Origin of the sequence: Scrofimicrobium canadense (genome assembly GCF_009696615.1) — a bacterium.
GTDB classification, from domain to species: Bacteria; Actinomycetota; Actinomycetes; order Actinomycetales; family Actinomycetaceae; genus Scrofimicrobium; species Scrofimicrobium canadense.
In genome coordinates this window covers 61338-71956 of the sequence record NZ_VULO01000010.1, presented here as the reverse complement: position 1 = coordinate 71956, position 10619 = coordinate 61338, and the positions used below count along the sequence as shown (strand labels likewise).

Sequence of the window (10619 nt, the reverse complement as noted above, 5' to 3'; positions counted from 1 at the left end):
TGAGGGATAGATCAGGGGAAACCCTGATAGATGTGATGCAGGTCTGCGCGATAGCGTGGATGTATCGACGAAAGCAGGAACAGGAATCATGGCGATTTCGAAGAAGACCTCAAGCGGATTAACGGCATTGCTTTTGGCGGCAGCAATGACAGGCTGCTCAGATATGGATTCACTGGAAAAACAAGCATCACTTGAGGATCAGGCGGCAGTGGAACACCTCGAACGTTTGACCACGTTCGACCTCGAAAATGGAAGTGTGACTCTTACGCCCGCTGGGCCTGGTAGGGCCGTTGTTGTGGGCGAGCGGGACGTATTAACGACTCTGGACCCGCGAGATTGTCACTTGAATGGAAATCCCTTTGAACCCAGCAACACTGGACTCAACACCCCCGGAGAAGGGAGCACGCTTTTTGAGTTCGGATCAGTTGAAGTCACTGAATCGAACCCTGTCACGGTGACATGTGAAAATATGCCTTCTGAGATCAGAGTGATCTTTGAAGAGCGCAGAAGCTAGGTTTAACGCACACTACAAATCCAGCAAACCCCTTCTTGCGATTACTTCACGGTTTTTTTCGCGACCGTTCATCACTTCAGGTCCAGCCCAACGTTGGAGAGCCTTTTGTGACCATACGACTCCTGGGAATCCTTGCGATTCGAAGTACTCTGCAGTCGTACGGTCAAGTTCCTCAATGCCAGCATCAGCCGCTGCAACATCGTACGTTTCATTGAATGCCACAGAGCTGAGAGGAAGACGTGGTTTTACGCCAGCTTGGTCTGCAGGCCACCCTAAAGCGAGCCCCACGACGGGATATGAGTACTCAGGCAGATTGAGTAGACCGCAGACCTTTTCAATGTTCGTTCGAATCCCGCCCACATAGCAGGTTCCCATGCCAAATGATTCTGCTGCGACGACAGCATTTTGAGCAGCTAGAGTTGCGTCAATTGTGCCCACTAATAGGGCTTCTTGATATTGGAGGGCATCCACCACAGCGTGCTTTTTCTCTGCGAGGCGATGAGCGCGTGATAAATCTGCTACCCAAACTAGAAATACGGGGGCCTGCGCGATAAAAGGATTCTTGCCGGTGGCTTCCATAAGGTCATGTTTGAGATCGCGGTCGCGCACTACAATAACACTCCATGAGTTTTGATTTGAGGAAGTGGCGGCCGAACTTGCACTTGCCAATATAGCGAGAAGATGATCTTCACTGATGGGCTCATCAGCGTATCTTCGCACCGAATGGTGGGAAGTCATCACATCAATTGCTGGGGTGGACACTGGTAGTTGTTGACGATATTCCATGGCTCCTATTGTCTCTCACAGAGGAGTGTCAACGTTGGTACGTTCCCATGATTACGCCACGGGCCAACGTATGGAACAACGCGTTGAACGCTACCTCGGTGGGTGATGCATCTACTGAAAGATTCAGAGTCGGTGTATCGAGGGCATGGACAGCGAAATAGTAACGATGGGGACGGTCACCTTGTGGTGGGTAGGGGCCATCATAATGAAAACTGCCGTTATCGTTGCGCACATGAAACCCCGCTGGCAGCGTGCTATCAGAAGCCCCAGCCCCACAATCGAGTGAGGTAGTTGCCGCCGGGAGATCGACAACTGACCAATGCCAATACCCTGCTGGTGTAGGAGCATCGGGATCGAAGCAATTGATCATAAGGCTCTTTGTGTCAGCGGGAAGGCCACTCCAAGCCAGATGCGGGGAGGTGTTGCCAGAATCACCGCCTAGGCGGGGAGCGAGAACCCCTCCATCAACGAACGACTGCGACTCCACACGGAACGATGGCACCGGAGGAAGCTGATTGTAGGGAACTGGGGCAACGGGGCGCTTGTGGAGATCCATAGTGATATTGTGCCTCACTGTGGCTTATATGGGAGCGTTTGAGAAAAGAGAGTAAAAAAGCATAGAGTGAAACAATGACACAAGCAACCCCAACTCATCATCTACAAGCGCGTCTACGTCGATCACGGATGGCCATCGTGATATTAGCTGTTATCGTAGTCTTTCTTCTCATCGTGGTTGTTGCCCAGGCGACTCGGGGGGCCACTCCATTTGCTGGGGTACAGTCCGACGACCACGATGTGGCCAGCACCCAATCGGAAGCACAACAGCCAAACCAACAGACGCCATATATTCGAGGTATCGAGGGGGACCCCATGGCGATCGGCGACGTTGATGCTCCAGTGGTCATGGTGGAATGGACCGACTATAGGTGTCCGTTCTGCGCAGTCTTCACTAATGAAACATTGCCGAGACTAGTTCAGGAGTATGTGGATAAAGGGCTTCTACGTATCGAGTTCAACGATGTGGCATTCTTTGGGGAAGACTCTCTCTCAGCAGCTGTCGCGGCTCGGGCGGCGGCCAATCAAGGAAAATACCTAGACTTCATGGAAGCACTATATGCGGACGCCCCTGAACAGGGTCATCCAGATATGCCTCGCGAAAAACTGATCGGTTTTGCCGAGGCTGCGGGTGTTTCAGATATGGCCAAGTTCCAAAGCGACCTGGACTCACCAGATCTCTATGAAGCAGTTCAGTCGAGTCAATCTCAAGCCCAGCAGTGGGGAATCCAGGGAGTCCCAGCCTTTGTTGTTGCCGGTCAGTATTTCTCCGGCGCGCAACCTCTCGAGACTTTCCGTCAGCTTATCGATGAACAACTTGGTGAATAGATGGATATTGGTTTCGCCAGTGCGTTCCTAGGGGGAATCCTCACACTGCTCAGCCCTTGTTCAGTGATGCTGCTTCCTGCATTCTTTTCCTATGCTTTTTCGCAGTCTGGGCAGCTATTGTCTCGCACCGGTATCTTCTATCTTGGTCTCATATCGACACTGGTACCTGTAGGAGTGCTAGCAGGCACAGTTGGATCGTTCGTGACGGAAAACCAGGTGTTACTCATCCGCGTCGCTGCAGCCGCAATCATCGTATTTGGTTTTATCCAGCTATTGGGCATCGAAGTTCCAAGTTTTACGTCGAAGACACACACGGAGGGAACCGGGCCACTAGCGGTCTATCTACTGGGTACCGTCTATGGTCTTACTGGTGCGTGCACTGGACCCATTCTGGGAGCTGTCTTGGCATTGGCTGCGATGGGGGGATCGGCGCTATACGGAGGCGTGGTACTCCTGATTTTTGCATGCGGGATGATAGTTCCTCTACTGATTCTTTCCTTCCTATGGTCACGATTTCACCGCATTCAAGGATGGTTGCGTCCTCGCGAGCTCACGATTGGCCCTTGGCACAATACATGGACTCAGGTAATTAGCGGATTAATTTCCGTTGCAATCGGTCTATTCCTCTTTGTGAGCGGAGGTTCCATAAACCAAGGAATACTGTCTGCCACTGACCAGTACCATGTGGAGTCATGGGCGATGATTACAGCAGGGGCTGTACCCAACTGGTTGGTGATCGTCATCGCTCTGGCCCTTATCGGTATTGCATTCTTCGCTGCAAGAGTTGGGAATCGAAGAGCGAAAATAACTCGAGTCATGGGTGGTGACAGCGAGTCAACATCGATATCGGACTAAGAAAGATCCTTGGGATAACGACAATCGAAGTGTTCAACTACAGTATCGTCACTGGTATCGACGGTTTTGTCTTCTATGAGCGCGACAGGTTTTCCTTCCCCATCACAAATGATCGAAAGATCTCCCACCGCTGGAAGAGCTACACCAGCATCATCAAAATCTTTTCGCGGTGTAGAAAAACTCGTCTTTTTCCCGTTGGCCACGTCATGAGCAATGTGGGTGGCTTCCTCGCGATTGTCCGAGAACTGAAAAGCCGGTGGCAGGAGGCCATCTGAGGTCTGTTCTCCCATGATCGAAGGCATCCCGTCCCACCCCAAAGCTGTCCAGGCCTCAGAGAAAAATAGAGCTACTGCGTTTTGATCGATAGGTAATACTGATTGATTAAAGTTCATGTTCATCACTCTACGGGACCAACGGTGCTATAGGATCGAAGTATGTACTATTCGAGTGGAAATTACGAGGCATTTGCTCGCCCCAAAAAGCCAGCGGGCGTAGATGATAAACGTGCGTGGCTGATTGGCGGAGGCTTGGCATCCATGGCCGCCGCAGGTTTTTTGTTGCGTGACGGACGCATGAGTGGTGATCGCATCACCATTCTCGAAGCTTCATCTGTCGATGGTGGAGCTCTTGACGGTACGGGAACTCCTGCACAAGGCTGGTTTATTCGGGGCGGCAGAGAAATGGAAAACCACTTCGAGTGTTTATGGGACCTGTTCCGGTCCGTCCCTAGCTTAGAGGTTGAGGACGCTTCAGTCCTTGATGAGTTCTACTGGCTTAACAAAGAAGACCCCAATTTTTCTCTGATGCGTGCAACCAAGCATCGAGGCCAAGACGGCGGAACCGACAAGAAATTCACGTTAGGTGATGCTGGAGCCAAGGATATTATGGAGATGGTTTTATCCATTCCGGAAGACTTCTACGATAAACGTATCAATGAGGTAGTTGGAAAAGAGTTCCTTCGCTCGAATTTTTGGCTCTATTGGCGAACCATGTTTGCCTTTGAAGAATGGCATTCAGCGTTGGAGATGAAACTGTACGTACAACGCTTCATTCACCATATAGCGGGCCTCCCAGATTTTTCGGCACTAAAATTCACAAAATATAACCAATACGATTCGTTGGTCCGACCACTCAAGGAATGGCTTGTGGACCAGGGCGTTATTTTTAGTAACGACTCCAAAGTCGTGGATATCCAATTCGAGATTAACGGGGAATCAAAAAGCGCGCGGTCAATAACGTGGATTCATGCAGGAGAAGAAAACACTGTAGAGCTTACCGATGATGACCTGGTTTTCTTCACTAATGGCTCGTTGGTAGAGAACTCTAATTGGGGATCACACGAGACACCCGCGGTGCTCGACCCTGAGATTCATGAGGGCGGATCATGGTGGCTGTGGCGTAAAGTTGCGGCTCAAGACCCCAGCTTTGGTAATCCTGATAAATTTTGTACGCATGTTGAAGAGTCACAGTGGGAATCGGCAACAGTCACAGTCAAAGACGACCGCATTCGCCATCTGATTACTGATATTTGTCGGCGAGATACTAATACGGGCAAAGTCGTGACCGGTGGCATCGTATCGGTCATGGATTCGAATTGGTTGATGTCATGGACTGTTAACCGCCAACCACATTTTCCTACACAACCTGATGATGAGACCGTTGTCTGGGTATATGGTCTCTTCACCGATCGCCCAGGTAACTATGTGAAGAAACCGATGCGTGACTGTACAGGTGAAGAGATCACTCAAGAGTGGCTTTATCACCTGGGGGCTCCCATAGATGAGATCGAGGAACTGGCAAAAGACGGCGCCATCACAAACCCTTGCATGATGCCTTTTGTTACAGCATTTTTCTTGCCCCGCAATGGAACCGACAGACCGAAAGTAGTTCCAGAAGGAGTGAAGAATTTTGCTTTTATTGGTCAGTTTGCGGAATCCACACGTGACTGTATTTTCACTACTGAGTATTCTGTACGTACTGCAATGGAAGCTGTCTATCAACTATTAGAAGTAGATCGAGGAGTACCAGAAGTATTCGGTTCAATATACGATGTACGTCAACTTATAAAATCTACTGCCTATCTGCGCGATGGTAAGCCGCTACCAATAGCTGGTCCTTTCCGTAAGTATATGGAAAAGGGAGAAATCGGACGTCTAATGGCGCAATTCGGCCTGATCGAGAAAGATAATGAGGTTCCGAGCCCCAGTGGTGCTGTCACCCCGACAGGGGGATAGGGATCGAAGAGTCTTTGAGAGAGGGGAGTTGCGGCTCGGTATGGCGACTTACAACTTCCCTCTCTTCATAACTACCATCGCTGCATGACATCTTCGGCGAAACCGATCAAGTCTGTAACCATCATTGTTCCCACGCCGGGAATCGTGACGACTCCCGAATAGGTGCCAAAAAGCTGGTCTGTACGACTGGCAACATATTTCACATCAGTTCGTGACTGTTTATTGTGAAAAGGCTTAAGAGTGAGGTCGAGGCCGCCTCCGACTATGCGCCAAGGTTCAAGTGGGTTGTCGAGGTCATATGTCAGTGTCACGTCATCATGAATTTTGTAGATATGGCCATCGAAAAAGACCGAGTTTTCGGTAACGCCGCTGCCATCGGTCCACTTTGCTCCGAACTGGATGCCCAAACGATATGTGTACTCGCGGGCATCAGGATGGCTAGCTAAATAGTCTCTATCGAAGAGTATTTTCCAGCCAGAGACTTCTCCGTTGGCGGTACCCCAATTCCATTCGACCTCGCGCGGCCACCTACCGCGACCGTGATCAAGAACAGCCCACGAATCATCTGAAAATCGCGTTGCCGTCCTGTCGCACATCACCCAGCCGCGCGCTGGTCGTCCTAGGTCTTTGACGGTGTATTGGAAAAGATCGCGCGACCAGGGTACTACCACCCCCAAGCGCTCGTGATCGGGCGGAAGAGGAACAAAAACTTCGAATGCAGCCCCGGGAATACGGGCTCTAAGGCGCGTACCTTCCTGTGATTCGTGGATGCCGATACTCAGTCTTCGTTGCGTGAGATCGATATTTCCCTGCCCCAGGTTCTTTGGGATCTTTAATAGGGGCAGTGGTGCGATAGCTGTTTTTCCCCAGCTTTTGCCGGTTGCACGTTCATGAACCCATACCTCGTACACTCCAGCGTAATCTAAGGAAGAGACTGTGAGAGCGAGTAGATGCTCGGGTGTGAGGATACACCAATATTCCCATCGCTTGTTCCGTCCCCACCTGCTCGAGGACTTGATCCCTGAAGTATCAATGAGAGGCTGCCTCATCCACCCAATTGCATGAGGGTTAAGGCGACCGTCTGCATTGACAAGTGGAGTAGGAAAAGTGATTTCATGGGGAGTGTCCATACTGTAGATAGTAGTTCACTTGTGGAATGAATGATCGAATGTAATACGTACAAGGGGATACCGCAGGGCGATTAGAGGCAAGGGCAATTAGAATAGTGGGATGACGCAGTCTCAGCTAACCGCCACTCAGATAGCCAATGCTTTGGTAAGGACGTCTCAGCAAGAATCCTTTGAAGTGGCGGTGGTTGCTGCTTGCACGATGGTCTACGACCATTGGAGGGACGCTGAAGGGAGCTCGGAATTCGACGATGATTCTTTGCGTACTCTCAGTGGCAGCGCAAAAAAACGTATGCACTATGAGGTCAAAAGACTCTTGGAGGGTGCGGACACCGAAAAGCATCGGCAAGTATTTGAGGAACTTCTTGTTCTTAGGGCTCAGAGGCTTGATGGTGCTGGGCTTAGGCAAGGTCCGACTCCTATCATTGCAGACTTGATGGCAGCACTTGTCGGAAAAGGTGCGAGCATACTTGACCCAGCTTGTGGTATCGGTACGTGTTTGCTTGCTGTAGGCCTCAATTCCCCTGACGCAGAACTTGTCGGATTCGAATCGAACACTGAAGCTGCTCGCTTAGCGGCACAACGATTGGCGCTTGCTGGTATTTCAGCTCGTATCCATATGGAGGCGTGGAAGCCTGAAGGTCGTCAGGACCGCTGGGATGGCGTAGTCGTATCTCCGCCTCCAAAAGCCCGCCAGGCAATCTTGACGAAGGAATCTGGAAGGACAGACAGACGAGAATTTTCGTGGTCTGAACAAACTCAAAAGGTACTTTCGAAAGGTGGGCGTGCATGCATATTGTTGCCAGCGGTTTCTGCTACTCGTGCTGGTGCTGGAGCGAGGATTAGACGAGAACTGATTGCTAGCGGACGGCTCCAAGCAATAATCGAGTTGCCTGCAAAGTCAATTCACGACAACGACGCCCCATCTGTTCTATGGGTAAGTGGTCCCGAAGAAGTGCCACATATGAAAGGTCAAGTTCTCGTTGCGAATATGGCAGCAGTCGTGGGGGCCGATCAATTTGAGTGGGATGTGGCAGCTGGTGCGGTGCACACCTGTGTCGAATGGCTCCAGCATGGAACACAACCACAAGTCCCTGAGTGGCTTGCACAGACGATGTCTGTCGAAGAACTGCTCCATCAGGATACGGCCCTTCCATCGGCACTTCTTGAACGACGTGAAAAAGAGACAGATATTCTTGTGGGCCCTGGTACTCTAGGCCGGTCGGAGCGCCTGCTCACACGACTGAAGCTAGCGAATTTCAAGAGTATTGGTCACGCTGTTTCAATACCCCTTAGCCCCCTTACTCTGATCTTCGGGAAAAACTCTGCTGGGAAATCATCGGTTCTTCAATCGATACTGCTTATGAAACAGTCGGTGGGGCAGCCAACTCTCAATCCCTATGGCCCTCAAGCGCGTCTTGGATCGTATGCGGGACTTGTACACGGGCACGACCTTTCGCTTCCATTCCATTGGGGTATCACTTTTGCCCCAGTGTTGGGTGAATCCGGTATCGTGCCAGCGCCCGGGCGGCTCAGAGAGATCGATGTGAGCTTTCACTGGGATAGCGACCAACAAGCTGCACTGCCTCAAGAAGTCTCTGGGGTTTTTCAAGGCCGACAGGTGACATGGACGCTTGATTCCGATTCCCAGTCATTTCGCCTTTCTGTCGAGGCACTCATGCGTCTTGCGGAGATAGAAGAGGCAGAAAGGGAACGTGGGGGAGAACCAGGGTCTATATCGGTATATCGTAAGTTAGGGTCAACGTTAGAATCCGCTGGTCTTAGCTCTCTCACATTCGAACGTAACGGACTACTTCCAGCAACCGTGGCGGACACGGACCTCCAACGTTTAAAAGAAGCTCATGATACCTCCGTGGCATGGGCCGGCACCTCGGCCGCGTTGCTTGACAGAATCGGTGGTCTTGTCAGCGAAGTTGGGCAAGAACTGGGAATGCTCCTTGACCGAGTCGTTTACTTAGGGCCACTGCGTCAGGCTCCAACGCGCATTAGCCAGCGTGGAATGGTTGACGACGGTTTGGATATACCATTCCACCTCCTCCACAATGTTTCTCAACGGCGCATAATCTCGCAGCATCTTCAAGACTTAGGAATGCACTATCGGCTTGATGCGGTTCCTGTGGTAACCCCTAGTGGAGATTCTCTCGTTGGGGAATTGGCCGGTCTTGTTCTCACGGACTCTCGGACAGGGGTACGTTTGAGCCCTTCCGATGTTGGTTTTGGGGTTTCTCAAGTATTACCGATCATTGTTGAGCTGGCAGCACGGCGACAATCTATCATTATGGTCGAGCAACCGGAAATACACCTACACCCTGGCATGCAGGCCGAGCTGGCTGACTTGTTCATTGATTCTGTGAATCCATCAGGAAACGCAAACCAGGTAATTGTCGAGACTCACAGTGAAAACCTTGTACTGCGACTACAGCGGCGAATCAAAGATGGGACGATTGATGCCGATGACGTGTCTATCATTTACATTGATCAAAATCATGAAGGCAAGGGAACCGTTCGACGGTTGCGCTTGGATGATAGTGGAGACTTCCTTGACGAATGGCCTCATGGTTTTTTCGTAGAGCAATTTGAAGAACTTTTCGGAGAATACTGATGTTGGCGCATATTGGCTTGTCACCTGATGCTCTTCTCGATATTAGTGCTCAAAAAGGAGGGAAATTTGGGAGCCGATTGGCGTGGGAGGCCCTCTCTGAAGTACTGCGTTCTCACGGTTCACTTCTGCTGTCCTCACGTGAAGAAATGGCGAGGTTTATTGATATCCTCAGGGGAACAGATTTGACTGTTGATGAGAAAAAACGTCTCACGGCACTTATCACCAAACTAAAAAAAGAAAATCGCATCGACACTGCAAATCCTCCACTTAGTGGCCCCCTTTCTAGAGTACAAACTTCAAAAGATATAGAAGAGTTGCATAAGATGCTACCTCTGATAGCAGTGGTACCCGGAGATACGTTTGTCCGGCTTTTTCCAGAGAATAATGAGGGGTTGGCGCATATCCGTGATGGTGCTGAGGTAACGGTGGGAGAGACCGTTTCACAGGCTACTCAGTTACAGAAACTCCAAGAATTAGCCCAAGCGCAGAACTTCTCTTCAGGCACGGCGCGGGAAAAAGTATGGAACGATCTCTTTGCCTCACTTGCTGCGCGTTTTCCACGGGTCTCTATTTTAGATCGGTATGTATTAACTGAACTGGTCAATAGGGAATCACGGGGTACATCAGCACAGTTTAAAGCCCCGGAACATCTAGTGTGGTTTCTGAGCAGACTTGATTATATATCGCCTCCTGGTACTCGCGTCACTATCTATACCCAGTTGGAAAATCCTCGTGCAGATGGGTATGGGCCTATCGATGCGGACTCGGCGCTGGACCTCATAGATAGACATTGGGCGCCACTGGAAGACGGCAGAATCGAGACGATTGAGGTGTGTGGTGTTCAATGGCGAGCCAAGACTCACCCCCACAATCGACACATTCGGTTCGGGGACTCACTGGGATTTAAGCTTGACGAAGGTCTGGATCGCTTAGCGCATCCAACGATTGCTTATGACTCAGGTTTCAGCTATTCGTACGCGTGGCGTCCTGAACACGTAAGGAAGATGCGCGAAGATGAATCTCTTATCCGGAATAGCGCGGACATGAGTTGGGCTGAATGGAAGATCAAAGACTAGCATAGTCGCCAGGCAAAACCA

At 50.7% G+C, this 10619-nt stretch carries 10 protein-coding genes; 6 read left to right on the top strand and 4 right to left on the bottom strand.

Annotated elements, in window-relative coordinates; all coding sequences use genetic code 11:
- The first annotated feature begins 55 nt into the window (after nucleotides 1–55).
- Complete coding sequence (locus tag FYJ24_RS08950) at nucleotides 56–514, top strand: hypothetical protein (RefSeq protein ID WP_206192612.1); 459 nt, start codon at nucleotides 56–58, stop codon at nucleotides 512–514.
- Nucleotides 515–526: 12 nt separating this feature from the next.
- Here FYJ24_RS08950 and FYJ24_RS08945 read toward each other — a convergent pair whose 3' ends face one another.
- Complete coding sequence (locus tag FYJ24_RS08945; protein ID WP_154545630.1) at nucleotides 527–1300, bottom strand: nitroreductase family protein; 774 nt, start codon at nucleotides 1298–1300, stop codon at nucleotides 527–529.
- A 28-nt stretch (nucleotides 1301–1328) separates the two neighbouring features.
- Nucleotides 1329–1856 carry a YbhB/YbcL family Raf kinase inhibitor-like protein gene (locus FYJ24_RS08940; protein ID WP_154545628.1) on the bottom strand — a complete coding sequence of 176 codons (528 nt, stop codon included), beginning with the start codon at nucleotides 1854–1856 and terminating at the stop codon, nucleotides 1329–1331.
- A 74-nt stretch (nucleotides 1857–1930) separates the two neighbouring features.
- Here FYJ24_RS08940 and FYJ24_RS08935 point away from each other — a divergent pair, with 74 nt between their 5' ends.
- Both FYJ24_RS08935 and FYJ24_RS08930 read left to right on the top strand, forming a co-directional pair.
- Nucleotides 1931–2683 (top strand): DsbA family protein, encoded by a 753-nt coding sequence (locus tag FYJ24_RS08935; protein WP_154545626.1) that lies wholly within the window; start codon nucleotides 1931–1933, stop codon nucleotides 2681–2683.
- Nucleotides 2684–3538: a cytochrome c biogenesis CcdA family protein gene (locus FYJ24_RS08930; RefSeq protein ID WP_154545624.1), complete on the top strand. Its 855-nt coding sequence runs from the start codon at nucleotides 2684–2686 to the stop codon at nucleotides 3536–3538.
- Here the strand turns inward: FYJ24_RS08930 and FYJ24_RS08925 are convergent.
- Nucleotides 3535–3930 (bottom strand): ASCH domain-containing protein, encoded by a 396-nt coding sequence (locus FYJ24_RS08925; protein ID WP_154545622.1) that lies wholly within the window; start codon nucleotides 3928–3930, stop codon nucleotides 3535–3537. The genes FYJ24_RS08930 and FYJ24_RS08925 overlap by 4 nt on opposite strands.
- Nucleotides 3931–3972: 42 nt before the next feature.
- Between FYJ24_RS08925 and FYJ24_RS08920 the strand changes: the two genes are divergently transcribed.
- Nucleotides 3973–5772, top strand: coding sequence for an oleate hydratase (locus tag FYJ24_RS08920; protein ID WP_154545620.1), 1800 nt, complete (start codon nucleotides 3973–3975; stop codon nucleotides 5770–5772).
- 71 nt (nucleotides 5773–5843) lie between these two features.
- Here FYJ24_RS08920 and FYJ24_RS08915 read toward each other — a convergent pair whose 3' ends face one another.
- Nucleotides 5844–6902, bottom strand: coding sequence for a DUF2804 domain-containing protein (locus tag FYJ24_RS08915; RefSeq protein WP_154545618.1), 1059 nt, complete (start codon nucleotides 6900–6902; stop codon nucleotides 5844–5846).
- A 100-nt stretch (nucleotides 6903–7002) separates the two neighbouring features.
- Between FYJ24_RS08915 and FYJ24_RS08910 the strand changes: the two genes are divergently transcribed.
- Nucleotides 7003–9522 (top strand): AAA family ATPase, encoded by a 2520-nt coding sequence (locus tag FYJ24_RS08910; RefSeq protein ID WP_154545616.1) that lies wholly within the window; start codon nucleotides 7003–7005, stop codon nucleotides 9520–9522.
- Entirely contained in the window at nucleotides 9522–10598 is a 1077-nt protein-coding gene (locus tag FYJ24_RS08905) for a hypothetical protein (protein WP_154545614.1), read from the top strand. Before FYJ24_RS08910 ends, FYJ24_RS08905 begins: the two co-directional genes overlap by 1 nt.
- Nucleotides 10599–10619 lie beyond the last annotated feature (21 nt).